General features: G+C 54.1%; 27 protein-coding genes and 1 other annotated feature. Of the genes, 12 read left to right on the top strand and 15 right to left on the bottom strand.

What is annotated here, in order from left to right; genetic code table 11:
- Positions 1 to 14: 14 nt before the first annotated feature.
- The 7 genes from pheS to K5Y30_RS03685 form a co-directional block, all read right to left on the bottom strand.
- Complete coding sequence (gene pheS / locus K5Y30_RS03655; protein ID WP_154152484.1) at positions 15 to 998, bottom strand: phenylalanine--tRNA ligase subunit alpha; 984 nt, start codon at positions 996 to 998, stop codon at positions 15 to 17.
- Positions 999 to 1,069: 71 nt separating this feature from the next.
- Positions 1,070 to 1,195, bottom strand: a sequence feature (Phe leader region).
- The gene (gene pheM / locus K5Y30_RS03660) at positions 1,146 to 1,190 is read right to left on the bottom strand and encodes a pheST operon leader peptide PheM (RefSeq protein WP_106120997.1); all 45 of its coding nucleotides are present in this window, start codon (positions 1,188 to 1,190) and stop codon (positions 1,146 to 1,148) included. It overlaps the preceding feature by 45 nt.
- A gap of 116 nt (positions 1,196 to 1,311) precedes the next feature.
- On the bottom strand, positions 1,312 to 1,668 hold the full coding sequence (gene rplT, locus K5Y30_RS03665; RefSeq protein ID WP_007892678.1) for a 50S ribosomal protein L20: 357 nt from the start codon (positions 1,666 to 1,668) through the stop codon (positions 1,312 to 1,314).
- A 171-nt stretch (positions 1,669 to 1,839) separates the two neighbouring features.
- On the bottom strand, positions 1,840 to 2,037 hold the full coding sequence (rpmI, locus tag K5Y30_RS03670; protein WP_004157374.1) for a 50S ribosomal protein L35: 198 nt from the start codon (positions 2,035 to 2,037) through the stop codon (positions 1,840 to 1,842).
- A gap of 99 nt (positions 2,038 to 2,136) precedes the next feature.
- A complete protein-coding gene (gene infC, locus K5Y30_RS03675) occupies positions 2,137 to 2,688 on the bottom strand; it encodes a translation initiation factor IF-3 (protein WP_036621995.1) in 552 nt (183 codons plus the stop codon).
- Positions 2,684 to 4,621 (bottom strand): threonine--tRNA ligase, encoded by a 1,938-nt coding sequence (gene thrS, locus K5Y30_RS03680; protein WP_222210518.1) that lies wholly within the window; start codon positions 4,619 to 4,621, stop codon positions 2,684 to 2,686. Before thrS ends, infC begins: the two co-directional genes overlap by 5 nt.
- Before the next feature lie 246 nt (positions 4,622 to 4,867).
- Positions 4,868 to 5,629, bottom strand: a complete 762-nt coding sequence (locus K5Y30_RS03685; protein ID WP_101764576.1) for a YdiY family protein — start codon at positions 5,627 to 5,629, stop codon at positions 4,868 to 4,870.
- 331 nt (positions 5,630 to 5,960) lie between these two features.
- Between K5Y30_RS03685 and ghoS the strand changes: the two genes are divergently transcribed.
- Both ghoS and K5Y30_RS03695 read left to right on the top strand, forming a co-directional pair.
- Positions 5,961 to 6,251: a type V toxin-antitoxin system endoribonuclease antitoxin GhoS gene (gene ghoS / locus K5Y30_RS03690; protein ID WP_222210519.1), complete on the top strand. Its 291-nt coding sequence runs from the start codon at positions 5,961 to 5,963 to the stop codon at positions 6,249 to 6,251.
- 89 nt (positions 6,252 to 6,340) lie between these two features.
- Positions 6,341 to 7,234: a fructosamine kinase family protein gene (locus tag K5Y30_RS03695; protein WP_222210520.1), complete on the top strand. Its 894-nt coding sequence runs from the start codon at positions 6,341 to 6,343 to the stop codon at positions 7,232 to 7,234.
- Between the two features lie 4 nt (positions 7,235 to 7,238).
- On the opposite strand, the gene K5Y30_RS03700 is transcribed toward K5Y30_RS03695, so the two are convergent.
- The gene (locus K5Y30_RS03700) at positions 7,239 to 7,775 is read right to left on the bottom strand and encodes a YniB family protein (RefSeq protein WP_222210521.1); all 537 of its coding nucleotides are present in this window, start codon (positions 7,773 to 7,775) and stop codon (positions 7,239 to 7,241) included.
- A 142-nt stretch (positions 7,776 to 7,917) separates the two neighbouring features.
- Here K5Y30_RS03700 and hxpB point away from each other — a divergent pair, with 142 nt between their 5' ends.
- The 6 genes from hxpB (at position 7,918) to K5Y30_RS03730 (ending at position 13,253) form a co-directional block, all read left to right on the top strand.
- Positions 7,918 to 8,586, top strand: coding sequence for a hexitol phosphatase HxpB (hxpB, locus tag K5Y30_RS03705; RefSeq protein WP_222210522.1), 669 nt, complete (start codon positions 7,918 to 7,920; stop codon positions 8,584 to 8,586).
- A gap of 157 nt (positions 8,587 to 8,743) precedes the next feature.
- The gene (gene kduI / locus K5Y30_RS03710) at positions 8,744 to 9,580 is read left to right on the top strand and encodes a 5-dehydro-4-deoxy-D-glucuronate isomerase (RefSeq protein ID WP_222210523.1); all 837 of its coding nucleotides are present in this window, start codon (positions 8,744 to 8,746) and stop codon (positions 9,578 to 9,580) included.
- Between the two features lie 13 nt (positions 9,581 to 9,593).
- A complete protein-coding gene (gene kduD, locus K5Y30_RS03715; protein ID WP_222210524.1) occupies positions 9,594 to 10,355 on the top strand; it encodes a 2-dehydro-3-deoxy-D-gluconate 5-dehydrogenase KduD in 762 nt (253 codons plus the stop codon).
- A 140-nt stretch (positions 10,356 to 10,495) separates the two neighbouring features.
- Entirely contained in the window at positions 10,496 to 11,086 is a 591-nt protein-coding gene (locus K5Y30_RS03720; RefSeq protein WP_222210525.1) for a metal-dependent hydrolase, read from the top strand.
- Between the two features lie 150 nt (positions 11,087 to 11,236).
- Positions 11,237 to 12,628: an L-cystine transporter gene (locus tag K5Y30_RS03725; RefSeq protein WP_008102914.1), complete on the top strand. Its 1,392-nt coding sequence runs from the start codon at positions 11,237 to 11,239 to the stop codon at positions 12,626 to 12,628.
- A 241-nt stretch (positions 12,629 to 12,869) separates the two neighbouring features.
- A complete protein-coding gene (locus K5Y30_RS03730; protein WP_064741014.1) occupies positions 12,870 to 13,253 on the top strand; it encodes a DUF6515 family protein in 384 nt (127 codons plus the stop codon).
- Between the two features lie 55 nt (positions 13,254 to 13,308).
- Here K5Y30_RS03730 and osmE read toward each other — a convergent pair whose 3' ends face one another.
- Complete coding sequence (gene osmE, locus K5Y30_RS03735) at positions 13,309 to 13,644, bottom strand: osmotically-inducible lipoprotein OsmE (RefSeq protein WP_007892614.1); 336 nt, start codon at positions 13,642 to 13,644, stop codon at positions 13,309 to 13,311.
- Positions 13,645 to 13,836: 192 nt separating this feature from the next.
- Between osmE and K5Y30_RS03740 the strand changes: the two genes are divergently transcribed.
- The 3 genes from K5Y30_RS03740 to cho all read left to right on the top strand — a co-directional run bounded on the left by K5Y30_RS03740 (position 13,837) and on the right by cho (position 16,943).
- Entirely contained in the window at positions 13,837 to 15,027 is a 1,191-nt protein-coding gene (locus K5Y30_RS03740) for a multidrug effflux MFS transporter (RefSeq protein WP_110866007.1), read from the top strand.
- Between the two features lie 117 nt (positions 15,028 to 15,144).
- Positions 15,145 to 15,972: an ammonia-dependent NAD(+) synthetase gene (gene nadE, locus K5Y30_RS03745; RefSeq protein WP_101764585.1), complete on the top strand. Its 828-nt coding sequence runs from the start codon at positions 15,145 to 15,147 to the stop codon at positions 15,970 to 15,972.
- 110 nt (positions 15,973 to 16,082) lie between these two features.
- Positions 16,083 to 16,943: an excinuclease Cho gene (gene cho, locus K5Y30_RS03750; RefSeq protein ID WP_222210526.1), complete on the top strand. Its 861-nt coding sequence runs from the start codon at positions 16,083 to 16,085 to the stop codon at positions 16,941 to 16,943.
- A gap of 79 nt (positions 16,944 to 17,022) precedes the next feature.
- On the opposite strand, the gene spy is transcribed toward cho, so the two are convergent.
- The 6 genes from spy to K5Y30_RS03780 form a co-directional block, all read right to left on the bottom strand.
- A complete protein-coding gene (spy, locus tag K5Y30_RS03755; RefSeq protein ID WP_137385657.1) occupies positions 17,023 to 17,520 on the bottom strand; it encodes an ATP-independent periplasmic protein-refolding chaperone Spy in 498 nt (165 codons plus the stop codon).
- Between the two features lie 343 nt (positions 17,521 to 17,863).
- Positions 17,864 to 18,859, bottom strand: coding sequence for a succinylglutamate desuccinylase (gene astE / locus K5Y30_RS03760; protein ID WP_222210527.1), 996 nt, complete (start codon positions 18,857 to 18,859; stop codon positions 17,864 to 17,866).
- 45 nt (positions 18,860 to 18,904) lie between these two features.
- The gene (astB, locus tag K5Y30_RS03765) at positions 18,905 to 20,233 is read right to left on the bottom strand and encodes an N-succinylarginine dihydrolase (protein WP_222210528.1); all 1,329 of its coding nucleotides are present in this window, start codon (positions 20,231 to 20,233) and stop codon (positions 18,905 to 18,907) included.
- Positions 20,233 to 21,699 (bottom strand): succinylglutamate-semialdehyde dehydrogenase, encoded by a 1,467-nt coding sequence (gene astD, locus K5Y30_RS03770; RefSeq protein ID WP_222210529.1) that lies wholly within the window; start codon positions 21,697 to 21,699, stop codon positions 20,233 to 20,235. Before astD ends, astB begins: the two co-directional genes overlap by 1 nt.
- Positions 21,696 to 22,727 carry an arginine N-succinyltransferase gene (gene astA, locus K5Y30_RS03775; RefSeq protein ID WP_222210530.1) on the bottom strand — a complete coding sequence of 344 codons (1,032 nt, stop codon included), beginning with the start codon at positions 22,725 to 22,727 and terminating at the stop codon, positions 21,696 to 21,698. The genes astD and astA overlap by 4 nt, the downstream gene beginning before the upstream one ends.
- Entirely contained in the window at positions 22,724 to 23,944 is a 1,221-nt protein-coding gene (locus K5Y30_RS03780) for an aspartate aminotransferase family protein (protein WP_222210531.1), read from the bottom strand. The genes astA and K5Y30_RS03780 overlap by 4 nt, the downstream gene beginning before the upstream one ends.
- A gap of 878 nt (positions 23,945 to 24,822) precedes the next feature.
- Here K5Y30_RS03780 and K5Y30_RS03785 point away from each other — a divergent pair.
- Positions 24,823 to 25,899: a porin gene (locus tag K5Y30_RS03785; RefSeq protein WP_304623893.1), complete on the top strand. Its 1,077-nt coding sequence runs from the start codon at positions 24,823 to 24,825 to the stop codon at positions 25,897 to 25,899.
- Positions 25,900 to 25,937 lie beyond the last annotated feature (38 nt).

Consider the following 25,937-nt stretch of genomic DNA (forward strand, 5'->3'; position numbering starts at 1 on the left):
TGGATAACCTGCCCTTATTTAAATTGTTTGAGGAAACGTAAATCATTTTCGAAGAAGGCGCGCAGATCGGTCACACCGTAGCGCAGCATGGTGAGACGCTCCATGCCCATGCCAAACGCAAAGCCTGAATAAATTTCCGGATCGATGCCAACATTGCGTAATACGTTCGGATGCACCATGCCGCATCCCAGCACCTCCAGCCACTTGCCGTTTTTACCCATCACATCCACTTCAGCGGATGGTTCGGTGAACGGGAAGTAAGAAGGACGGAAGCGAATTTGCAAATTCTCCTCGAAGAAGTTGTTCAGGAAATCGTGCAGCGTGCCTTTCAGGTTGGTAAAGCTGATGTCTTTATCGACAATCAAACCTTCCATCTGATGGAACATCGGCGTGTGCGTCTGATCGTAATCGTTACGATAAACACGGCCTGGCGCGATAATGCGGATCGGCGGCTGCTGGTTTTTCATGGTGCGAATCTGCACGCCTGAGGTTTGGGTGCGCAGCAAACGCGTGGCATCGAACCAGAAGGTGTCGTGATCGGCACGTGCCGGGTGATGGCCCGGAATGTTTAGCGCATCAAAGTTGTGGTAATCGTCTTCAATTTCCGGACCTGTCACTACCGCGAAACCCAGTTCGCCGAAGAAGGTTTCGATACGGTCGATAGTGCGGGTCACCGGATGCAAGCCGCCATTCTCAACGCGGCGGCCAGGCAGCGACACGTCGATGGTTTCCGCAGCCAGACGCGCATTCAGCTCGGCGCTTTCCAGCGTATCTTTGCGCGCGGTAAGGCGATCCTGCACTTGCTGTTTAGCATCGTTGATGACCGCACCCGCTGCCGGACGCTCTTCTGCTGGCAGTTCACGCAGGGTGGTCATTTGCAGCGTCAGATGCCCTTTCTTACCCAGAAATTCGACGCGCACGGCGTCCAGAGCAGCGATATCCGCCGCCTCGTCGATGGCGGCCGTGGCACGAGCCACCAGGTCTGCGAGTTGGGACATGATTTCCTCTTCTTCCAGCCGGGCTGGTCAGTTCTCGTTGGGATCAGCTGATCCGATTAAGTGTCGCCAGAAACAAAAAAGCCTCCACGAGGGAGGCTTTCAGCGCGATTTTTCGTTTCTTTTCTTATGCGCAAAAGCCCCTGATGTTCAGGCGCTAAAGTAAAAAAAGAAACGGAAAATAGCAGCATTCATGCTTGCGTTACCTTGTCATATTTAGAAACCGCACTATTGAAATGCGCAGCGGCCAAAATGTCAATCTTTTGCGTGAGTTGCGGGTAATAAAAAAGGGAGCAAGCTCCCTTTTTCAACCGACTTACGCCAGAGCTGATTTTGCTTTTTCAACAAGTGCAGTAAATGTCACTTTGTCGAATACAGCGATGTCAGCCAGAATCTTACGGTCGATTTCAATAGAGGCTTTTTTCAGGCCATTGATGAAACGGCTGTAAGAGATACCGTTCTGACGAGCCGCAGCGTTGATACGCGCGATCCACAGTTGACGGAACTGACGCTTACGTTGACGACGGTCACGGTAAGCATACTGACCAGCTTTGATAACAGCCTGGAAGGCAACGCGGTATACACGTGAACGTGCACCATAGTAGCCTTTAGCTTGTTTTAAGATTTTCTTGTGACGTGCGCGAGCAATTACACCACGTTTAACGCGAGCCATGTGAGCTCTCCTATATCATATTCTGTGATTTCCCTTCATCTTTCGTGCCGCAGCGGCGTTGGCTGTCTTCATTCATCCCAGTCACTTACTGATGTAAGTTCAGGGATTCATTCAGTTGCCGCCTTGCTGCAACCCGAAATCTTTCGGGGAATTAAACTAAAAAAAATTTACTTATGCGTACGGCAGGCAGGCAATAACCAGACCCAGATCGCCTTTAGACACCATGCCTTTCGGACGCAGGTGACGTTTACGCTTAGTAGACTTTTTAGTCAGAATATGACGCAGGTTCGCGTGCTTACGCTTGAAGCCGCCAGAAGCGGTCTTCTTGAAGCGCTTAGCGGCGCCACGTACAGTTTTAATCTTTGGCATTTTTACAAATATCCACTTCGCATTGTTAATAAAATGAATCAGACAGGCGAATAAAAATCCGCACAACGCAAGCGCTGCGCGGCATTATTACTTGAAGGCCTACTGTTTCTTCTTAGGAGCGAGCACCATGATCATCTGACGACCTTCGATCTTCGAAGGGAAGGATTCGACAATCGCCAGATCCATGTCTTCACACAGATCTTTACGGACGCGGTTAAGCACTTCCATACCGATCTGCTGGTGCGCCATCTCACGACCGCGGAAACGCAGCGTGATTTTGGCTTTATCACCCTCTTCCAGAAAGCGAATCAGGTTGCGTAGTTTGACCTGATAGTCGCCATCATCGGTACCAGGACGGAATTTGATTTCCTTGACCTGGATAACTTTCTGCTTCTTCTTCTGTTCCTTAGAAGACTTGCTTTTTTCATAAAGGAACTTGCCGTAATCCATGATACGGCAAACCGGCGGTTCGGCGTTCGGGCTGATTTCAACTAAATCTACGCCGGCTTCTTCAGCTTTCTCAATGGCTTCACGCAGGGTGACAATGCCAAGTTGCTCGCCGTCTACGCCAGTTAAGCGCACTTCGGTGGCACGGATTTCGCCGTTGATACGGTTCGGACGTGTTGGTTGTACTCGTTTTCCGCCTTTAATAACCTGTTTCCTCTAATTGGTGAAGATGTCGGCTGCGAATCTCTTGTTGCAGCTTCTCAACAAACACATCTACGTCCATGCTCCCAAGGTCTTTACCACGGCGGGTGCGCACGGCAACTTTGCCTGCTTCCACCTCTTTGTCACCGCAAACCAGCATATAAGGGACGCGACGTAATGTGTGCTCGCGGATTTTAAAGCCTATCTTCTCGTTTCTCAAGTCTGCTTTGACACGAATGCCAGCATTCTGCAATTTCTTCGTCAATTCACTGACGTATTCTGACTGACTGTCGGTGATATTCATCACCACAGCCTGCACCGGCGCCAGCCAACTCGGGAAGAATCCAGCGAATTCTTCGGTCAGGATGCCGATAAAGCGCTCCATTGAACCGAGAATTGCGCGATGGATCATTACCGGTGTCTGGCGGTCGTTGTTTTCGCCGACAAAAGTCGCGTCCAGACGCTTCGGCAGGGAGAAGTCTAGCTGAACGGTACCACACTGCCAGGCGCGGTCGAGACAATCGTACAGGGTAAACTCAATTTTAGGGCCGTAGAAGGCACCTTCTCCCGGCTGATATTCGAATGGAATATCATTCTCTTTCAGCGCTTCTGCCAAATCCACTTCCGCACGATCCCACATTTCGTCGGTACCGATACGTTTTTCCGGACGGGTCGACAGCTTCACCACGATTTTTTCAAAACCGAAGGTGCTGTACATGTCGTATACCATGCGGATACAGCTGTTCACCTCATCACGTACCTGATCTTCGGTACAGAAGACGTGAGCATCATCCTGGGTAAAGCCGCGCACGCGCATCAGACCATGCAAGGCACCTGATGGCTCGTTACGATGGCAGCTACCAAACTCCGCCATACGCAGCGGCAGGTCGCGGTAGGATTTCAGACCCTGATTAAAGATCTGAACGTGGCCTGGGCAGTTCATCGGCTTGATGCAATATTCACGGTTCTCTGAAGAGGTGGTGAACATGGCTTCTTTATAGTTCTCCCAGTGCCCGGTTTTCTCCCACAGCACGCGGTCCATCATGAACGGACCTTTCACTTCCTGATAGTCGTACTCTTTCAGCTTGGTACGCACAAACACTTCCAGCTCGCGGAAGATGGTCCAGCCGTCATTGTGCCAGAACACCATGCCCGGTGCTTCTTCCTGCATGTGGTAGAGATCGAGCTGCTTACCGATTTTACGGTGATCGCGCTTCGCCGCTTCTTCCAGACGCTGCAGATAGGCAGCCAGCTGCTTTTTATCCGCCCAGGCCGTACCGTAAATACGCTGCAGCATTTTGTTGTCGCTGTTGCCGCGCCAGTAAGCCCCGGAGATTTTCTGCAGTTTGAAGTGATGGCAGAAACGCATGTTCGGCACGTGCGGACCGCGGCACATGTCGATGTATTCTTCATGTTGATACAGGCCAGGACGATCGTCGTGGCTGATGTTCTCGTCAAGAATGGTGGTTTTGTAGCTTTCGCCACGCTCAGCAAACACGTCACGTGCTTCCTGCCAACTCACCTTTTTCTTCACCACATCGTAATTGCTTTCAGCCAGCTGGTGCATACGCTTTTCCAGCAGCTCAAGATCTTCCTGGGTTAAGGTATGTTCCAGGTCAACGTCATAATAGAAACCGTTATCAATCACCGGGCCGATAGCCATCTTGGTGTTTGGCCACAGCTGCTTGATCGCATGCCCTAGCAGGTGCGCACAAGAGTGACGAATGATTTCTAAACCGGCGTCGTCTTTAGCGGTAATAATCGCGACCTGAGCATCTTCGGTGATCGGATCAACCGCATCAACCAACTCGCCATTCACGCGACCCGCGATACAGGCTTTCGCCAAACCCGGTCCAATATCCAACGCAATATCCATCACGCTGACCGGACGGTCAAAGCTGCGCTGGCTGCCATCAGGAAGAGTAATTACTGGCATTTCATATCCTTAATTGCAGTGGTAAGCCACACGAAAGCCTACATGCAAAAATGAGTTTCGTAGTATGTAACCCGGCGTGATGTCAGACCCACGTTGTCGGAATGACGCCAGGAATGTAAAGCGGCGATGATAATAGCAGCTTTCGCCGCCGATCAAAACCCGTGCAGAGATTCGCTAAGCTAAAGAGAAATAAAAAAAACCGCCGCGAGGCACAGGCCTGGCAGCGGTGATTCACATCCGTCTCGCTTACATTGAGTATGAGAGCTGAATCGTGGTTTTGGTATCGGTACGATCCGGCGCAGATTCTGGCGGATTATTGTTCCAGGTCACGTTGTAGCCCAGCTTCAGCGCGAAATGGGCATTGATGGCCACCTGCAGCGCGGTTTCTGAGTTCAGTGTGGTGTCTTCACCGAAGCTGCTCAGCACAGAAACACCCTGGATAAATTTGGTGGTATCTGTCAGCTGCCATTGATAGCTCACTGCACCATAACCCAATGCTTTGGTTTCATGGCCGCCATCATGGAAATCGTCGTAACGCACACCCGGACCAAATTCAGCACGCAGTGAGTGAACCGGGCCGCTGAGGATCTGGCGACCGTAACCGGCGGTCAGCACATCGCGTGAGTCATAACCGTTGAAACGGTCGCTTAGCCAGCTTGCCTGGCCAAACAGGTAATCAGCGCTATTGAGGTTATAGCGGCTACGGCCACCGATGTTGTAAGTCTCAGATGAACGCTCATCGTTTGAGGAGTTGTTTGCGGCGTTGCCCCACAGACTCAATGCGGTATTGGTTTGATACCACGTCATATTGGTAGACGCACTCAGCGAAGAACTGGTGGTGTTTCCGGTTTGAGCAAGGTAACCCGCTGACGCGCTGCCTTCAAACGGCTTTTTCGCCGTTGCAGGGTCATCCATGGAGGTGAAAACGGCGTTATCTGCAAAGGCCTGGTGACAAAATGCTCCAGCAGAGAGCAATAAAACAGCGGACAGCTTGTTAAAGGCTTTCATTAAAAGTAACCCGTACGACAGTTTAAAAAACGAAGAGTCTGAAGCGTTTCTCCGGCCAATCAATGCAATTTACCGTAAGTTTTGTAAAAAAGTATGTATCCGCATAAAAAACCAGGAAAGCCGCTGGACCGCTCTTTTAATGGGACTTTTCCCATTTTCGCTGCGCATTATAGGGGGCAAATACTTAAATAGCAGCCTTAAGGCCACAAGATTTTTCTGAACTCTTTTGACAAAGCTTTACCTGCTATTTTCACTAATGAATTGGCTAAAATTCGCTCTATACAGCGCGCTGGTCTACGCTGAAATCTGTTCGATAACAATGAGGTGAATAATGAGTGACCATGATGTCAAACGTTACATTGTCACGTTAAAGTATCAGGAAAACGGACTCGGCGACTTGCAGTCAGTGAATAGCGCGATGATCAATGGCGGATACAGCACCACGTTAAGCGATGATGAAGGTCATCCCCATGAGTTGGGTACCAATAGCTTCGGCATTGTCAGCGCGTTAGAGGAGCATGAAATAGCAGAGCAAGCCGCGGGATATGCCCAAATCGCGCTCGATCATAAACCTGAGGTCACCGTCATCACGTTAGAGGCGTTTCTGAAACAACAATCCTGACGCAGTGCAAAAAACGGCATCGACGCCAGGTTTGCTCAGGTTTTGCGCGTTACAATCGAACTCACGCAGCGAACAAAGAGGATTACCCGATGTGGTCAGCCATTAGTCGTCTGTTAAGCGAGTACGCCGGTGATGCTGAAATCACCGACCGTCAGGAACTTCCCGGTGGCGATGTCCATCCCGCCTGGCGTATCCGCTATGGCGAGTTAGATGTGTTCGTCAAATGTAACACTCGCGACATGCTCACCTTGTTTAGTTGGGAAGCCGATCAACTCGACCTGCTGGCGCGCACGCAAACCGTTCGCGTACCGAAGGTGTATGGCGTCGGTAACGATCGTGATACTAGCTTCCTGCTGCTGGAATATATTCCGCCTCAACCCTTTACCGATCAGAGTGCCTTCCAGCTCGGCCAGCAGTTAGCGCATCTACACCAATGGAGCGAGCAACCGCAATTTGGTCTTGATTACGACAACAACATCACCACCTCACCTCAACCGAATAGCTGGTTACGCCGCTGGTCGGTGTTCTTCGCTGAACAGCGCATCGGCTGGCAGCTGCAACTGGCTGCGGAAAAAGGCGTGCATTATGGTGATACCGAGCTGATTGTCGATTGTGTGCAGCGCACGTTAGCCAATCATCATCCGCAACCCTCTTTATTACACGGCGATTTGTGGCCCGCCAACTGCGCTGGCAGCGCAACCGGTCCGTGGCTGTTCGATCCCGCCTGCTATTGGGGCGACCGCGAATGCGATCTGGCGATGCTAAGTTACTACGCCGATTTACCGCGCCAGATCTATGATGGCTACCACGCGGTTTGGCCACTGGAAGACGGATTTTCGCAGCGTCAGCCGGTGTATCAGCTCTATTACCTGCTGAATCGCGCCAATGTTTTCGGTGGCAACTGGGCGGGCGAAGCGCAGTTCGCCATCGGCCAGTTGTTAGATGAAGATGTGTTGGGCGGACGTCAGGCCAGACCGGCCTGACGTGTTACAGCATGCCGAGCAGTTTCAGCACAAAGTAGCCCGCGATAGCGATAATGATCGGCAGGATATAGAGCGGGAAAATCTGCAAGAAAATGGTGTGACGCGGGATGTGGATTTTCTCTTCCAGCTGCGCTCGCGTGCGCCCTTCACTGCCTTTGGCCTGTTCCATGATCAGCTGATCTTCAATTCCCTCTTTAATATGGCGCGACTGACGCCACATGCGCGCACCTGAAGCCTGCAGCGCAATGCCGATAAAGATCAGGATGTAGATCAGCCAAAACCCGATATTCGCGCCACCGTTAAATTCCGGCACCGGAGAGTTCTGCCAAAACACATTAAGAAACGGCGTATTGAACTTCACCATGTCAACCATGACATGCACAAAATCGAGCATCACGGCATCAATGCCCGGCTGCTTTTCACTGTGCTTAAACATAAAGCCCAGCAGCGAAATAATCGTGGATAACAATGCGGGTATAAAAATCACCCAGCCAGCCACTCGCTTAAGGATGGCGATGCGGCCAGCCTGTTGGTAAGTCATGGTGTCTCCCTGAACCAAAAATAGTTTTGCCTAAGTCTACCTGCACTACTGCAATTTTTCCTGAAAAATGCGTGGCCTGCCGCAAGTCGGCTTTATCCGGCTCTCGTGCTATGGTAAGCCAAATTTCTAAGGGAGCAGTTATATGTCATATCGTCGTCCTGTATTGGCCGCCATCTTTGATATGGATGGATTGTTGATCGACTCAGAACCGCTGTGGGATCGCGCGGAACTGGATATTTTCGCCAGCCTTGGCGTGGATATCACCCGCCGCCACGAGTTGCCCGATACGCTGGGTCTGCGCATCGATCAAACCGTGCGCATGTGGTTTGAAGCGCTGCCCTGGAGCGGCCCGGATCAACAGGAAGTGACGCAACGCATCATCGCCCGCGCGCTGGCGCTGGTGGAAGAGACGCGTCCGCTGCTGCCTGGCGTGGAGCAGGCGCTGCAACTGTGCCAGCAGCAAGGTTTGAAAATCGGCCTCGCCTCCGCCTCGCCGCTGCACATGCTGGAGCGCGTGCTGGAGATGTTTGACCTGCGCAAATACTTTGATGTGCTGGCGTCTGCGGAATCGCTGCCGTACAGCAAACCGCACCCGCAGGTCTATCTCGACGCCGCAGCCAAACTGGGCGTCGATCCGCTTAACTGCGTCACGCTGGAAGACTCATTCAACGGCATGATTGCCACTAAAGCCGCACGCATGCGCTCGATTGTGGTGCCGGCGGCCGACCATCGTGATGATGCGCGTTGGGCGCTAGCCAATGTGATTCTTGATGATTTAACCCAGCTCAAACCCGAACATCTGCACGGTTAACCGCAGCCCGCTTATCGCGGGCTTTTTTATGCAACTTGATCGCGCACGCAAATAAATAAAACATCGTTTCATTTTTATTGAATTCACATCCCATCCTGCCTAAGATGCCCAAAGACCCGCATCGGGACCACTTCCTTTGACTCTTGAGAGGCCTGAGATGGACATTCGTCAAAGCATTCATAGCGAGCATGCCAAAACCCTGGACACTGACGGCTTACGCCGTGAGTTTCTGATCGACAAGATTTTCGACGCCGACAATTACACCCTCACTTACAGCCATATCGATCGCATCATTATCGGTGGCGTGATGCCGGTGCAGAAATCGGTGACCATCGGCCATGAAGTGGGTAAGCAGCTGGGCGTCAGTTACTTCCTCGAACGCCGCGAACTTGGCGTAATCAACATCGGTGGACCGGGACTGATTGAAGTGGATGGCAAAACCTGGGAAATCGGTAATCAGGAAGCGTTGTATGTCGGACAAGGCGCGCAGAGCGTGATTTTCCGCAGCAGCGATGCTAATTATCCGGCGAAGTTTTACTACAACAGCGCGCCGGCACACACCCATTATCCGGACAAAAAAATCACCCTCGCCGAGGCAGTGAAAGCCACGCTCGGCGATGCCGCTACCTCGAACCGTCGCACCATCAACAAATTCATCGTGCCCGACGTGTTACCAACCTGCCAGTTAACCATGGGATTAACCCGCCTCGATGATGGCAACTTGTGGAACACCATGCCGTGTCACACCCACGAACGCCGCATGGAAGTCTATTTCTACTTCGATATGGCCGACGACAGCGCCGTGTTCCACATGATGGGCCAGCCGCAGGAGACGCGTCATCTATTAGTACATAACGAGCAGGCGGTGATTTCACCGAGCTGGTCGATTCACGCGGGCGTCGGAACGCAGCGCTATACCTTTATCTGGGGCATGGTGGGCGAAAACCAGGTTTTCGATGACATGGACCACGTCACCATCAGCGCGCTGCGCTAACAAGGAGCGAATCATGATTCTCAACGCATTTAATCTTGAAGGCAAAATCGCGCTGGTCACTGGCTGCAATACCGGTTTAGGACAAGGCATGGCGCTGGGTCTGGCGCAGGCAGGTTGTGACATTATTGGCGTCAATCGCGCTGGGCCAGATGATACGCAGGCCAAAGTCGAGGCGTTAGGCCGCCGTTTTTGGTCGATTCAGGCCGATCTGACCAAACCGTCCATCGTGCCGCAAATTGTTGAACAAGCTGTGACGCAAGCCGGTCGCATCGACATTCTGGTGAATAACGCCGGCATCATTCGCCGCGAGGATGCGCTCAACTTCAGCGAACAGGATTGGGATGATGTGATGAACATCAACAGCAAAAGCCTGTTCTTCCTGTCACAGCAGGTCGCGCGGCAGTTTATCGCGCAAGGCAACGGCGGCAAGATCATCAATATCGCCTCGATGCTGTCGTTCCAGGGCGGCATTCGCGTGCCTTCTTATACCGCATCAAAAAGCGCAGTGATGGGTTTAACCCGTTTGATGGCCAACGAATGGGCGAAGCACGGCATCAACGTTAACGCCATTGCGCCGGGCTACATGGCCACCAATAACACGGAACAGCTGCGCAGCGATGAGTCACGCAACGAGGAGATTTTAGGCCGCATTCCATCAGGTCGCTGGGGAATCCCGGACGACATGATGGGCCCAATTGTGTTCCTCGCCTCCAGCGCCTCCGACTATGTGCAAGGTTATACGTTGGCCGTCGACGGCGGATGGTTAGCGCGCTAGGCTAACCCGTTCTTTTCCCGCGTCATTGTGACGCGGGAAAGTGAAAAATATTAACGCTTCGTTACAGCGTCACCATTCTCATTCACTGGATAAATCCCTATACTGGATGCATCGACAGTTTTATGCAGCCAGGTTTCATCATGACGGCCGAAGGCCATATCATTTTTGCCATTGCCAGCGCCATTTTTGCCAAGCGCGCGGAGCTGACGCCAGTATTGGCCAGCGCCGACTGGTGGCATTTAGTGCCTGCTGCGCTGTTAACCTGTCTGCTGCCCGATATCGATCACCCTAAATCCGTGCTAGGCCAGCGCTTAAGGTGGCTATCGCATCCCATCGCCCGCATCTTTGGTCATCGCGGTTTTACCCACAGTTTGCTGGCGGTGGCGGTGAGTTTGTGGCTATTCCAGATCAATGTGCCCGCCGACTGGTTTCTTCCCGCCGACGTGCTGCAAGGCATGACGCTCGGCTATCTCAGCCATATTGTCGCCGATATGCTCACGCCCGCCGGCGTGCCGTTGCTGTGGCCTTGCCGCTGGCGCTTCCGTTTGCCAATCCTCAATAGCCAAAAAGGTAACCAACTGGAGCGAGCACTTTGTCTGGCGCTGGTCGGTTATGCGTTGTGGTTCCCGCCCGGTATGCCCTCTTTTGGTGCCAACGGCTGGCCGGAGCAACTGTTCAATACGCTACAAAATGGCGTCGGTCGGTTGGTTAATAGTCAAAGCGGTCAATAAGCAGTCGAATCAAGCGATAAAGTTATAAAGCATTCTTTTTGGGTATAAGCCCGCCCCACGCTGAACTGATAACATTCCAAATATTCCCTAACGGGGACTTACTGTTTTTCGTGCCATCCCAGGATGGCGCGTCACACTCTGGAGTTGAGCATGGATTTTCCCCTCATTATTAATATCGTGGCGTTTATCGCACTCCTGATTCTGCTGAATCGGATTGGCAACCAAAGCTGGAGCCTGTCCAAACGCGTGCTGACCGGTTTGGTTTTCGGTGTGGCCTTTGGTCTGGCGCTGCAAACCATCTATGGCGAAAACAGCCCAACCGTGAAAGCGTCGATTGGCTGGTTCAATATCGTCGGTAACGGCTACGTGCAATTGTTGCAGATGATCGTGATGCCGCTGGTGTTCGCCTCGATCCTGAGCGCGGTCGCACGTCTGCACAATGCCTCATCGCTGGGTAAAATCAGCGTGCTGACCATTGGCGTACTGCTGTTTACCACCGCGATTTCCGCGCTGGTCGGCGTGCTGGTGACCGGCCTGTTTGGCCTTAGCGCTGAAGGTCTGGTGCAAGGTGCGCAGGAAACCGCGCGTCTGAGCGCGATTCAGAGCAACTACGTGGGCAAAGTGGCTGATCTCAGCACGCCACAGCTGCTGCTCTCCTTCATTCCGAAAAACCCGTTTGCCGATCTGGCGGGCGCCAATCCCACCTCGATCATCAGCGTAGTGATTTTCGCCGCCTTCCTCGGTGTGGCGGCGCTGCAACTGCTGAAAGATGACAAGGTAAAAGGCGAGCGCGTACTGGTGGCGATCGATACCCTGCAATCCTGGGTCATGAAGCTGGTGCGTTTGATCATGAAGCTGACGCCGTACGGTGTGCTGGCACTGATGACCAAAGTAGTAGCCGGTTCCAACCTGCAGGACATCATTAAGCTGGGTGGCTTTGTGGTGGCCTCTTATCTCGGTCTGGCGATCATGTTTGCCGTACACGCGCTGCTGCTGTCGGTTAACGGCATCAATCCAATGCGCTTCTTCCGTAAAGTATGGCCGGTGATCACCTTCGCCTTCACCAGCCGTTCCAGCGCCGCCAGTATTCCACTGAATGTGGAGACTCAAACGCGTCGCCTGGGCGTGCCAGAATCGATCGCCAGCTTCTCGGCGTCATTCGGTGCCACCATCGGCCAGAACGGCTGTGCCGGTCTCTATCCCACCATGCTGGCGGTGATGGTTGCGCCAACCGTGGGCATCAACCCGTTTGATCCGATGTGGATTGCAACGCTGGTAGGTATCGTGACGCTGAGTTCTGCCGGTGTGGCTGGCGTCGGCGGCGGTGCCACCTTCGCCGCGCTGATCGTGCTGCCAGCGATGGGCCTGCCGGTCACGCTGGTCGCGCTGCTGATCTCCATCGAACCGCTGATCGATATGGGGCGTACCGCGCTCAACGTTAATGGTTCAATGACCGCCGGTTCACTCACCAGCCGCTGGCTCGGATTGACCGACAAGAAAGTGCTGGAGAGCGACGAACACGCCGAACTGGCACACCGCTAAATTGATGAGTTGCAACAACGGCAGATCGCAAGGTCTGCCGTTTTTTTATGCCTGCGATATGCTCCATAAGGTCGCCGTTTATGACGACCTTACCCGCTTTCCTCCCCAATTCAACCCAATCATGGCGCTAGCGTCAGGAAAGCGTTAAGCATGGTAAACAGAGGAAAAATCAGCCGCTTTTCGCTTGAGTTTTCCCTCAGGAAGGCCAATTCTGCTGTTAATCACAGCAGGAGAATCACCGATGAAAACAGTTATCGCCTCGGTGCTGGCGTTAACCTTATTAACACCAGCCATCAGTTTTGCCCATCCCGGCGGTTGGGGCCCCGGCCCAGGCCCGCATTGGGGTGGCGGTCCACATTGGGGCGGTCCCGGCCCGCTGCGTTTCTTACCGGAAGCGGCAACCGCCGTTTTGCTGGGCGGTCTGACCTATTACATGCTGAACGGTAACTACTATCAGCGTCAGGGCGACACCTATGTGGTGGTGCAGCCGCCTGAAGCCCCGCCGGGCGGCGGTATGCGCGTGCTGGATTTCAACGGCAAGCGTTATTACGTGCAGGAAGGTCATTACTACCAGCGCGAGATCGGCGGCGAGTATATCGAAGTGCCGCGTCCTTACGGTTTATAAGCGCCACAACGAAAAACGGCCCGTCAATGACGGGCCGTTTCTTATTCTGCTGCGATTACTGAGCCGCTTGCGGATCGGTATCGTAGTCTTTACAGCTCTGGAAACCGTAGTTCATGACACGACCGGTATCGTTATAGCTCACGAAGTAGGTCTGCGGTTTGCCGTCGCGCTCGCCAATCACGTAAGTCTGGCAAGTACCGCGGGCGTGAACCATGGTGATTTCAGTAGACGCTGGGCCGGCAATCTGGCGAACCTGATCGCGCGTCATGCCTTTCTTAACATCCTTCACTACCGGCTTGGTTACGTAGCTTTCGGCTTTGTCATAAGTCGTACAACCAGACAGGGCTGCCAGCGTCATAGCGGCAGCGATACATCCCATCACTTTATTCATGTTGTTGTTCCTCGTTTTTTTGTCCGTGTGAAATTAGCCTGGAACATAAATCCAGATTTATCAACTTTATGGGATAAATTTAGCTAAATTCCGAAGCGTTAGGATTTGGTAAAAATGCTGTGTTGATGCGCTACGGTTCGTATAATCACCCGCGAAAAAATACCTATAGCAATGAATAAAGACAGAGGATTAATGACACCTGCACCTTCTCATCGGCTGGTTTATGCCATCACGTTGGGCCTGCTCGCTGCGCTCGGGCCACTTTGTATCGACCTTTACCTGCCGGCGCTGCCGGAGCTGGCGCGCGATCTGCACACCGAAACCGCCACGGCGCAGCTGAGCCTCACCGCTGGCTTGCTGGGTTTAGGTGCGGGTCAATTGCTGTTTGGGCCAATGAGCGACAAGTTTGGTCGCCTCCGTCCGCTACTGTTATCGCTGGTGCTGCTGTTTATTGCCTCGATTGGCTGTGCGCTGGCAAAAGACATCCACTCGCTGCTGGTAGCGCGTCTGTTTGAAGGTTTGGCAGGCGCCGGCGGCGCGGTGCTGTCGCGTGCCATTGCCCGAGATATGTACAGCGGCCATGAGCTGACGCGTTTCTTTGCACTGCTGATGCTGGTCAACGGTTTAGCGCCGATTGGTGCGCCGGTGCTGGGCGGCGCCTTGATGACGGTGCTTAACTGGCGCGGCATTTTCGTGGTGCTCGGCTGCATCGCCGTCGTGCTGATCTTCCTTGCCCGCTGGAAATTGCACGAAACTTTACCGCCAGCGCGCCGCAGTCAGGGCTCGATCTTTTCCGCCTGGGCGGCGCTCGGCCAGGTCGTCACGCATCGGCAGTTTATGGGCTTCTGCCTGACGCAAGGTTTTATGATGTCCGGCATGTTTGCCTATATCGGCGCCTCGCCGTTTGTACTGCAACAGCTGTATGGCCTGACGCCGCAAGCCTTTAGCTTCTGCTTCGCTGCCAACGGCTTCGGCCTGATTATTGCATCACAAACCAGTGCGCGCCTCTGTCCGCTATGGGGTGAATACCGCGTACTGAAAGGTGGTCTGACACTGGCGTTTGTTGCGTCGAGCTGCTTGCTGCTGGCGGGACTTACCGGCGCGGCGCTGCCAGTTCTGCTGGTTGCGCTGTTCTTTACCATTGCCAGTAACGGCGTGATCGCCACCACCGCCTCTTCGCTGGCGATGCAGAGCCAGGGCCAGCGCGCGGGCAGCGCCTCGGCGGTGATTGGCGTCGGCATGTTCACCTTTGGTGCCATCAGCGTGCCGATCACCGGCCTGGGTGGCACCTCGGTGGCGAGCATGACCGGCACCATCTTTGGCTGCTTTATGCTGGCGATTGTGTCGTTCAATTTGCTGGTGCAGAAGGCAAAAAACGTCTGATTTGCCAGCAAATAACCTGAACAACCAGCCGTGCGGCTTGTTGTTTGTGGGGAGAGGCGTTAGCTTTAGCAGATGATTCGCATTGTGCCGTCAGGCTACTGACTTGAGGAGAGGTTCATGTCACTGCAACAGGAAATCATTGAAGCCCTTGGTGTAAAACCGGTTATCGACCCGCAGCAGGAGATCCGCGTCAGCGTTGATTTTCTGAAGTCTTACCTGAAAGCCCATCCCTTTTTGAAAACGCTGGTACTCGGCATCAGCGGCGGCCAGGATTCGACACTGACCGGCATTTTGTCGCAAACCGCGATTCGCGAACTGCGTGAAGAGAGCGGAGATAACGATTACACCTTTATTGCCGTGCGTTTGCCGTATGGCGTGCAGGCCGATGAGCAGGATTGTCAGGATGCGCTGGCATTTATCCAACCCGATCGCACGCTGGTGGTGAACATCAAAGAAGCGATCCTGGCCAGCGAACGTGCGTTGAAAGATGCGGGTATTACGGTGTCGGATTTCGTGCGCGGCAATGAAAAAGCGCGTGAGCGCATGAAAGCGCAGTACAGCATCGCCGGCATGACCAAAGGCGTGGTGGTCGGTACTGACCATGCGGCAGAGGCAATCACTGGTTTCTTCACCAAGTACGGTGACGGCGGCAGCGACATCAACCCGATCTTCCGCCTGCATAAAGGCCAGGGCAAACAGCTGCTGAAAACGCTGGGCTGCCCGGAACACCTCTATCTCAAGCATCCCACCGCCGATTTGGAAGATGATCGTCCCGGCTTGCAGGATGAAGTGGCGCTCGGCGTGACTTATCAGCAAATCGATGCCTACCTGGAAGGCAAGACCATCGATGCCGCCGCAGCAAAAACCATCGAAGGCTGGTATCTGAAAACTGAGCACAAACGTCGTCCACCGATCACCGTGTTCGACGACTTCTGGAAGAAGTAAGTGCATGGCGTTTCCCGCCGTCCGGGCGGGAAACTTTCTCATCGCCGCTGACTGGCGAGAAAAAGCACAGTTTGATACACTGGATGAACAACCAGTAATCGGAGTGTGCTTTGGTCAGACGTGCAGCCAGCCACCGCCTCGATTTCGATGCGGCAGCCATCTATCAATATCCCGAACATCTACGTCAGTGGCTGGAAGGTTTACCCAACCAGCCGGGCGTCTATACCTTTCACGGTGAAAGCGAAAATCTGCCGCTGTATATCGGCAAAAGCGTCAACCTGCGCAGTCGGGTGATGGCGCATTTCCGGGCGCCGGATGAAGCCAAAATGCTGCGTCAGGCGCGGCGCGTCACCTGGATCCCGACCGCTGGCGACGTCGGCGCTCAGCTGCTGGAAGCGCAGATGATCAAAACGCAACAGCCGCTGTTTAATAAGCGCCTGCGTAAGAACCGCCAGCTCTGTTCGCTGCAGCTGGGCGACGGTGCGCCGCAGGTGGTGTATGCAAAGGATCTCGACTTCTCCCGCTCGCCCAATCTTTATGGCCTGTTTCGCAGTCGCTTTGCCGCGCTGGAGAAGCTAAAAGCCATCGCCGATGAGCAGCGCTTGTGCCACGGCTTGCTGGGGCTGGAGTCGTTGCGTCCGGGACGCGGCTGTTTTCGTGCTGCACTAAAACGCTGCGCCGGTGCCTGCTGTGGTAACGAGTCGGTTGCTGAGCATCAGCAGCGGTTGCATGTGGCATTAGAGCAGATGCGCATTCAATGCTGGCCGTGGCAAGGCCCGGTTGGCATGGTGGAAACGGGGACAAACATTACGCAAATCCATGTGATCGATCACTGGTTCTGGCTGGGATCGGTCAACAGCGAAGCCGAAGCGCGCCAGCTGCAGCGCGCCTCGCACGGCTTCGATCATGACGGCTATAAAATTCTCTGCCGCCCGCTGCTTTCTGGCGTGTTCCCGCTGATCGAGCTGTAAAAACAAAACCGCCGAGGTTGCCCAAAGCATCAGATGCGATGGACAACCCCGGCGGTCTCTATTCCGTTAGCGAAAGAACTTATTCAGCATCAGCCGGCGGTGGTGGCGTTTTACCATCGTGCGGGCCTTTCTCAGTTAAGCGCTTCTCAAAGTTCGCGTTGTACTGTTTCTTCTGCTCTGGTGTCAGCACGTTGTAGATCTTGTTCTGAGTTTCCATCATCTGCAGCGCACGATCTTTGGCATTCGCCGTCATCTTCTCAGCCTGCGCTTCGGCTTTCGCACGGTCAAAGGTATCGGAAGCGATGATGGCATGGTCGGCACGACGCTCTTCCAGCGACGGGCGTTTCATCTCTTTGTGGCCATCACGAAGAATCGTTTTTATCTGCGCTTTCTGCGCATCGGTCAGGTTCAGACCTTTAAACATCATCTCCATACCGTGATGGCGCATCGGCGGCTTGTGCATCGGTTTTTCGCTGCCTGCTGGCGGCGGAGTCAGGTTGTCTGCCGCTGCATGGACGATATTTGCAGCACCAAAAGCCATTGCGGTAGCCAGGAACACAGAAGTTAATTTACGCATAATATTGTCCTTACTTATCAGTTTAATGACGACAGCCTGTGTCGCGTCTTCGGAAACAAGCATACGACGCTGAACGTCAACTACTCAGAGGCTGAGTAAAGCCCTGAAAGCATAAAAGACAGAGATCAGGCAATCATGGAGAGAAAGAGAAGAAATGCGTGAGGAATTGAAAAAGTTTATGACAATCAAGGGAAAAACGCAGGAATTAAGGAGGAGTGTAACGGTATTGTCGGTTTTCAGGAAGGGAAATGTCGGCGCTTAATCCCGTTGCAAGCTGGTGCGCACCATTGCGCACCGCGTCCGTCGTAGGGTCGCCATTCATGGCGACCAGCTACGCAGAAAATCACAACGCCAGCGCCTGCGTCTGTTCATTCTCCTCCACCAGCATCAGCCCCGCGCGCAATCCTGGCGCGACATTCGGATTGGGAAACAGCACATACTCGCGCGCCTGCTGCACGTAGTAACGCCGGTCACCCTCCTCCGCCAGCAGCGTGCCCTGCGGGAAAGCGGTGAAGTTCAGCGTCTCCGGCCCCATGTGCAACACAAACTTATCGCCGTGCCGGGTCAGCTGTTGCGCCACGCGATAATGGCGCGGCTGCTCACGCACCTCCGGCAAGGCATCGCCATACAGCAACGCCGCCAGCGCCCGCTGTACGCCAGCAAACTGGCTTAAATCGTTCTCACCAAACGGCAAAGCATTGCCCAGCTCCAGCGTGCAGCTCGCCGCATTATGGTGCTCGCAGCTGTAATGGGTGAAGGTGCCGCCCGGTGAACGATGGAACACCAGCGCCTCCATTTCTGCCGCCGCCAGCCAGTGCATAAACGCCTCGGGCCACGGATTGGGATTCAGCGGCATTACGCCAAAACGCGCATGATACGAGCCGCGAATCGCGGTATGCAGATCGAGGTGCCAGCGCACTTCATGATCGAGACAGGCGCGCCAGAAACTCTCCAGCTCCTGCTCAAGCTGCAGCACGCGCTGCGCTTCGGGTACATCGGCCACCTGCTGCCAGCGTCCACCAAACAGGCGATTGATATCATGTTGCTGATAGCGCTTGCCGCTGCGCAACGCGGCGGGATTACCCAAAATCACCAGTAAGCGCACCGCCAGCGGCTTTTCGCCTTTTAACAGTGGCGTCAGCAACAGATTGAGAATCTCAACCGGCGCGGTTTCATTGCCGTGAATGCCCGCAGAGAGCACCAGCGCCTGCTGTGTGGGCGTATGCGGCGTGAGGGACATCAGTCCCTCGTTGTGCCATTGCCAACTGAGATGATCGTTGCTGCCCTCTCTTTGCTGTGGCGGCTCACCAGACAAGGTCTGCTGTAAAAAATCCTGCATGTTCACTCCTTTTTAACGACGTGGGGCGAACCTCTCACCCCGGCGTTAACGCTGAAACGCGTAGACACTGCCTAAGTCTAGCAGCTTCGTCAGCTCATCCAGCGCGGTGCGCCCTTCACGCAGCAGTTGCGGGTCGGCTAAATCGGCCTGAGTTAAGCGATCGCGGTAGTGGCGATCCACCCAATCGTTGAGCGTGGCAAACAGGCGATCGTTCATCAATACCGCCGGATTCAGCGCCTGACGCTCGGTTTCGGTTAACACCACGCGCAGACGCAAACAGGCCGGACCGCCACCGTTAAACATGCTTTCACGCAGATCGAAAACTTTCAGTTCACGGATCGGCCCGCCGCTCTCCACCAGCTCGGTAAGATAACGCCACACGCCTGTATGCTGGCGTGACTCTTCTGGCAGCACCAGCAGCATACCGCCGTCGGCGCGCTGCAACAGCTGGCTGTTAAACAGATAGGTGTTGACCGCATCGGTTACCGATACTTTATCGCGCGGCACTTCAATCGGCTGGAAACCGCTAACGCGGGCGGCGATGTCACTCAGCAACTGCGGCTGGTTCACAAAGGCATCCTGATGGCAGAACAGCACCTGCTGATTGCTCACCGCAATCACATCGTTATGAAACACGCCCTGATCAATCACCGCTGGATTTTGCTGGGCAAACAGCGTGCGTTGCGCATCGAGCTGATGCAACCGCGCCACCGCTTCGCTGGCTTCCCGCGTTTGACGCGCTGGATAACGTGCTGGCGTTGCGCCCTGCTGTTGCCCATCACGGCCATAAATAAACAGCTGCACGCCCGCATCACCGTAATCACTGCCGAAACGATTGTGATTGGCCGCGCCCTCATCACCGAACTGCGCCACCTGCGGCAGCGCATCGTGCACGCAGAAGTGCTGCGGATGACGGAAAATCGCGCGCAGCAGATCGGCAGTTTCCGGTGCCTCAATGGCGCGATGGAATTTGTTATTCAGATTGGCGACGGTGAAATGCACGCGACCATCGGCGCTATCCGCCGACGGCGACACCGTGGCGGCATTCGCCACCCACATCGCTGAGGCTGAGCTGGCCGCCGACAGCAGCTGCGGCGCGTGCTTAGCCGCCTGCGCCAGCACCTGCTCATCGCTGCCGCCAAAGCCGAGCTGGCGCAGCAGCGGCAGATTAGGACGTTCGTGCGGCGGGATTACACCCTGCACGTAGCCCATATCCGCCAGCGCTTTCATCTTCAGCAAACCCTGCTTCGCCGCCAGACACGGATTCGAGGGCTGCAGCTGATTGCGCGTCGAGGCTTCGTTACCAAACGACAATCCCGCGTAGTGATGTGTCAGGCCGACCAGCCCATCAAAGTTCGCTTCAAATGCTTGCATTATTTCGCTCCCTGCGCGGAGAAATCGAGGCCCGGCGCTAAGCTGCCCGGCAGCGCCAGGCTTGGGCTCTCCAGCGACGCCATTGGCCATGCACAGTAATCGGCGGCGTACCATGCGCTGGCACGATGATTCCCGGATGCGCCAATGCCACCAAAGGGTGCGGTGCTGGCCGCGCCGGTCAGCGGTTTGTTCCAGTTAACGATACCGGCGCGCGCCTCCAGCAATAGCTGATCAAACTGCGCGCGCTGCGGCGAAATCAGACCGCACGACAAGCCATAGCGGGTATTATTGGCGATAGCAATCGCCTGCTCGAAACTGTCGTAACGAATCACCTGCAGCAACGGACCAAAGACTTCTTCATCCGCTAAATCTTTCACTTCGGTCACATCAATGATGCCCGGCGTGATGATGGCGCTGTCGCGATCCGGCCAGTGCATGCCGAGCAACACTTTCCCGCCCTTTTCCACCTGCTGCTGCCAGGCGGCAAAAATATGTCCGGCGGCGGTGGGTGAAATCACGCTGCCCATAAACGGCTGCGGCTCGGCATTCCACGCGCCAGGCTGCAAGCGCGCACTGACCTCAACCAAACGCTGCAGGAAGGCATCGCCCGCCGCGCCGCGCTTCACCAGCAGACGACGCGCGCAGGTGCAGCGCTGTCCGGCGGTAATAAAGGCCGACTGAATAGCGATATGTACCGCACCATCAAGATCCGCAGGATCTTCAACAATCAACGCATTGTTGCCGCCCATCTCCAGCGCCAGCATTTTTTCTGGTTGTCCGGCGAACTGACGATGCAGGTGATAGCCGGTGGCGGCGCTGCCGGTAAACAGCAGACCATCAATTTGTGCCGCATTGGCCAGCGCCTGGCCGGTTTCACGACCGCCCTGCAGCAGCGCCATTACGCCCGCCGGTAAACCCGCTTGCTGCCACAGCTGCACGGTTTTCTCCGCCGTCAGCGGCGTCAGCTCGCTCGGCTTAAACACTACGCAGTTACCCGCCAGCAAAGCTGGCACAATATGGCCGTTCGGCAGATGGCCAGGAAAATTATACGGACCAAACACCGCCAGCACGCCGTGCGGACGATGGCGCAGCGAGCTCTCGCCATCGGCCTGTTCGCCGGTGCGGCTGTGATAGGCCTTAATCGAGATGGCGATTTTGTTGATCATCGCCTGCACTTCGGTCAGCGTTTCCCAGCGCGGCTTGCCCGTTTCCTGGGCGATGGTTTCCGCCAGCGCGGTTTTATGGCTTTCAAGCAGACGGGCAAACCCTTCCACCAGCGCCTGACGCTCCGCAAACGGTTTTCTCGCCCACTGCGGGAACGCCGCGCGCGCCGCTTCGCAGGCCGCAGCCACTTGTGCTGCCGATGCCGCTTTGCCCTGCCACAGCGTTTCGCCGCTAACCGGATTGAGTTTGTTCAGGGCGTCAGCGCCGCCGGTCACCCATTGACCTTGAATAAAATGCGTCATGCTTTTTTCTCCTCGCGACACAGCGTGACCACACGCAGTTGATCGCCAATGTTGCAATGCAGCGCCGCGCGCTGGCTTTCATTCAGTTTTACCGTGCCGGATGCCATATCCACCGGCAGCAGCGCCACGCGGAAATGCTGAAAATCCGCGTTGGCCACCAGACACAGCGGCCAGCTCTCATCGGCTACACCGCTCTCAGCGGTTAACTGGCGGCTCTTGCGAATGGCACGGATACGATCGATTTCGCACTCCAGCGTCGGGCCGCCGTCGAAGATGTCGACATAGTTGAGATAGCGGAAACCCTCCGCCTCCAGCACCGCACGCGCGGGCGCAGTTTTCGGATGGACTTCGCCAATCACTTTTTGCGCCGCTTCAGACAGGTAATGAATGTAGAGCGGATGTTTGGGCATCAGCTCGGCGATAAAGGCTTTTTGCCCGGTGCCGCTCAGAAAGTCGGCTTTGCTGAACTCCATCGAGAAGAAGCGGCTGCCAACGCTGTCCCAGAATGGCGAGTGGCCATTGTCATCACTGACGCCACGCATCTCCGCCACCACATGTTGCATAAAGCGGTCGCGGAAGTTGGCCATAAACAGAAAGCGCGATTTCGACAGCAGATGGCCATTTTTTCCATCGCGGTAATCGGGATCGAGGAACAGCGTGCAGAGTTCGCTGCTGCCGGTGTGATCGTTGCTCAGCGACAGCGTCGGCAAACTGGCGTAAACATTCAGCTCTTTCGAGGCGTGCACCTGCGTGCCAACGCGGAAGTTGTACCAGGGATCCTGCAAACCCACCGCCGCTTCGATGGCACAAATGCCGACGGCACGATTATCCTCGCTGTCGGCCAGCACAAACACATAGCCTTGTTCGGCAGGCGGCAAAGCGCCTTGCCAGGTGAGCAGCGAACGCTCAATACGGGCTTTGAGCGTATCGCTATCCGCAGGTAGCGAAGTTAAGCCGCCTCCGGTTTTGCCCGCCAGCGACAACAATTGCGAGAGATCGTCACGTTCGACGGGGCGAATCACCATCATGATGTGGCTCCTTTGAGCACGCGTTCACAGGCACGTTCGAAGCGCGCCAGGCCTTCTTTTACTTCGCGCTCGCTGATGTTCAGCGCTGGCGCGAAACGTACCACGTTAGCGCCGGCAATCAGCACCATCACGCCCTCTTCGGCCGCAGTGAGGTTGAACTGTTTGGCTTTACCGGCGAAATCGTCGTTCAGCACCGCGCCAATCAGCAGCCCCAATCCGCGCACTTCATTAAACACCGGCAGACGCTGGTTCAGTTCCTGCAGCGCCGTAACAAACCATTGATGACGCTCGGCCACGCCGGCCATAAATTCCGGCTGATTAATCAGCTCCATCACTTTGCCCGCCACTGCGCCCGCCAGCGGGTTGCCGCCGTAGGTGGTGCCGTGCGTGCCCACACCCATCACCTGCGCCAGATCTTCACGCGTCAGCATCGCACCAATCGGGAAGCCGCCACCCAGCGCTTTGGCGGTGGTTAAGACATCCGGCGTCACGCCGTAATGCATATAGGCATACAGCGAACCGGTGCGACCCACGCCGCTCTGTACTTCATCAAAAATCAGCACCGCATGATGTTTATCGCAGAGTTCACGCAGTCCGCGCAGGAAAGCGGGATCGGCTGGCAGCACGCCGCCTTCACCCTGAATCGGCTCGACGATCACCGCGCAGGTTTGGTCGTTGATAAGCGCGGCCGCCGAGGCCAGATCGTTGAAATTAGCATGCTCAATCGCTGGCGGCAGTGGCGCGAAATCCCGGGAATAGGCAGGTTGTCCGCCTGCTGTCACGGTAAACAGCGTGCGACCGTGGAAAGCATTATTAAAAGCAACGATGCCATTTTTCTCAGCACCGAAACGGTCGTGTGCGGTTTTACGTGCCAGTTTCAGCGCCGCTTCATTCGCTTCAGCGCCGGAGTTACAGAAAAATACGCGATCGGCAAAGGTGGCATCAATCAGCTGTTTGGCGAGACGCAGGATCGGTTCATTGGTGTAGCCATTTCCGGTATGCCATAGTTTGCCGGCCTGTTCGATCAGCGCCTGCTGCAACGCCGGATGCGCATGTCCCAATGCGTTAACCGCAATGCCACCGGCAAAATCGATATACTCTTTGCCTTGCTGATCCCACAGCGTTGAACCTTCCGCGCGGACCGGAACAAAAGCCGCGGGTGCATAAACTGGCATCATCCATTGATCGAAATTCTGACGTGAAACCTGCAGTGACATAGCCCTTTCTCCTGCTCCACACCCGGTGAAGCCTTTTGTTTTGAAATTGTTAAAAATGTTAAGTGGCAGCTCTACTGTATATTGCAGATAGCGTGCCAGCCAGCCGCAAAAATGCATAACCGTCTTATCACTACGTAATATCAATAACTTAACAAGTGCTGATATTCACTTTAATTGCATAAAAAGTGAATATCAGTCTGATGCAGGCTGAATAGCAGTAATTTATTTAGCGGATTTATGCATCGGCAAAATGAAATATTGCTTTTGTGATCGGGCAGGAAATATTTCGCCAAATTAATGCGATAAACGCACTTTTTTGGGGCGCAATGTGCCTGATTGGTGCAGGAAAGTGTTAGCGCGGTGCAAATTTAGCATGGAGTGAATTAATCAGGTTTTAACATTTTCCTCGCGGGATTGAATATTATTTCACCAGTTCATTGTTAAGCTAAGAGGTAAATAACATTTTGTGACCAAGGTTATTATCAGAACAGAAATAAAAGGACACAAAGCCATGAAGCCGATAATTACCCTGCTAATGATTAGTTGGATTCAGATATTTGCTATTGAACAATAATGCATAGGCTTGTGCTATTTCACGAACAAGCTACTTACTTTATTTACGCATCTTTAATTTTAAAATTATTCAATAAAATCATATTTATAACTATTAAATTTAGCATCTCCCCTTATGTTTTATGGATAAGTTTAACCAATACAAAATTCCACATAATGGAATTTAAGATTAAAAATCACACAAAAAGTTAACGAGAAATATTTGGTTACATATATTGCACTGTCGATCTTGAACCTTTTGTGTCATTTTCTTTTCACCCCGCAGATGGGGACAAAATTAAAAAATATCACAGGGTAAAAATTAAATGATGAAGCGCTCCTTACTGGCAGCAGTGATGCCTTTACTGCTGGGACTTTCTTCGGCTCAGGCCGCCGAAATCTATAACAAAGATGGCAACAAGCTGGACCTGACTGGCAAAATTAACGTCTCGCATCTGTTCTCCGATAACGAAGGGTCAAATGGTGATACCTCGTCTTATACCCGTATTGGTTTTAAAGGCGAAACCAAGATCAACGATCAACTGACCGGCTACGGTCAATGGCAATATCAGTACAGCCTGAGCAACTCTGAAGGCAGTAGCGATGCAAACAACGGTAACAGAACCCGTCTGGGCTTTGCCGGTTTGAAGTTTGGTCAATTTGGCTCGATCGATTACGGTCGTAACTACGGTCTGATTTATGATGTGCTGGGTTACACCGATATGCTGCCCTTCTTCGGTGGCGATCAAGGTTACTCTGATGGGTTCCTGTCCAGCCGCTCTGGTGGCGTGCTGACCTGGCGCAACAAAGATTTCTTCGGTCTGGTGAAAGGCTGGAACGTTGCCGCTCAGTACGAAGGTAAAAACGATCGTAACAATGCAGACATTGCGGTTCGTCGTTCAAACGGTGATGGTTTCGCGCTCTCCACTTCTTATGACTTCGATTTCGGTCTGAGCCTGGTTGGCGCTTACGCTAGCCTGGATCGTACCAATACGCAGAACCAGGCCTTACATGGCGAAGGCGAGAAAGCACAGCACTGGACTGCGGGCCTGAAATACGATGCGAACCAGATTTACCTGGCAACCATGTACGGCGAAACGCTCAACGCAACCCCAATCACTGGTGGCTTTGCTAACAAAGCCGTTAACTTTGAAGCCGTTGCGCAGTATCAGTTCATTAACGGACTGCGTCCTTCAATCGGCTATGTTTCATCGAAAGGCAAAGAGATTGAAAATATTGGTGATGTCGATCTCACCAAATACGTCGCTGTAGGTGGAACCTACTACTTCAACAAAAACATGTCTGTGTATGCTGAATACAAGATCAACCTGTTGAAAGATAACAATGCGTTGGGCATCGCTTCTGATGATGTCACTGCTGTGGGTCTGATTTACCAGTTCTAAGTGGCAATACCCTCATGGCTATTCGGCTAGTGTCGGCT

Source organism: Pantoea sp. DY-5, assembly GCF_019795955.1.
Classification (GTDB): domain Bacteria; phylum Pseudomonadota; class Gammaproteobacteria; order Enterobacterales; family Enterobacteriaceae; genus Pantoea; species Pantoea leporis.